This is a genomic window from Mesorhizobium sp. M1A.F.Ca.IN.020.06.1.1 (genome assembly GCF_004023265.1).
GTDB lineage: Bacteria > Pseudomonadota > Alphaproteobacteria > Rhizobiales > Rhizobiaceae > Mesorhizobium.
Map to the genome: position 1 here is coordinate 1 of NZ_RZSR01001459.1, position 950 is coordinate 950.

Annotated in this window: 2 protein-coding genes; one reads left to right on the plus strand and one right to left on the minus strand. The window is 65.5% G+C overall.

What is annotated here, in order from left to right; genetic code table 11:
* The coding region (locus tag EOA60_RS34840; RefSeq protein WP_128312723.1) for a transporter substrate-binding domain-containing protein at positions 1–599 on the plus strand (599 nt) is incomplete at its 5' end.
* Between the two features lie 18 nt (positions 600–617).
* On the opposite strand, the gene EOA60_RS34845 is transcribed toward EOA60_RS34840, so the two are convergent.
* Positions 618–950 (minus strand): cupin domain-containing protein (locus EOA60_RS34845; RefSeq protein ID WP_164899861.1); only part of this gene is annotated, 333 nt, incomplete at its 5' end.

Here is a 950-nt window from a genome sequence, read left to right on the forward strand (position 1 = left end):
CGACGGCTTTCACGCCCGTCGAGACTGAATTCGCCGAGTTGCTGCCGGGACTGGCCGACGGCCGCTGGGACATGACCACCGGCCTGTTCATCTCGGAAGAGCGCAGCAAGCTGGTGGACTTCAGTCGCCCGATCTGGTCGCTGCCGGACGGCTTGATGGTCGCCAAGGGCAACCCGCTCGACCTTGAAGGCTATCGCTCTCTTGCAGGCCACCCCTCCGCGAGGCTTGGCGTGATATCGAACCAGATCCAGCATCGGACGGCCCTGCAGAATGGCGTGCCGCCGGAGCGGATCAGTGTGTTCACCACGCAGGCCCAAGCGGCGGAGGCGGTGGCTACCGGCATGGTGCAGGCCTATGCCAGCGTCGCCATGGCGCATCGCGGCTACATCGCGCGGCGACCGGCTGCTCTGGCCGATGTCATTGACGTTCCCGCGTCCGAACGGCTGCCCGCCGCCGGCGCGTTTGCGGTCGCCAAAGGCAACGACGCGTTGAGGCGGCGTGTGGATGATTGTCTGGGCGACCTGCTTGGAAGCCGGTGGCACCGCGACCTGATGGCCGGATTCGGTTTCTCCGAAGCGGATGTCGACCGGCTGCTCTAACAGCCCGGCAAGCGCGCTTCACAGCTTGATCACATATTCCTTGCGAGTCGTCTCCACCACTTCCCAGGTCCCTTTGAAACCCGGCCGCAGCACAAAACTGTCGCCGGCCTTGACCGTGCGCGCGTCGCCGCCGTCTTCGGCGATCACCGAGACGCCGGACAGGATGTGGCAGAATTCCCATTCGTCATAGACGATGCGCCACTTGCCCGGCGTCGCTTCCCAGATGCCGGCGTAAAGGCTGCCGTCCCGCTCCTCGACATTCCAGGTGCGGAATTTCGGATCGCCGGAGATCAAGCGTTCCGTGGCCGGCGCGCCGGCCTCCGGCTCGACAGTTTCGGGATCAACCGCGAG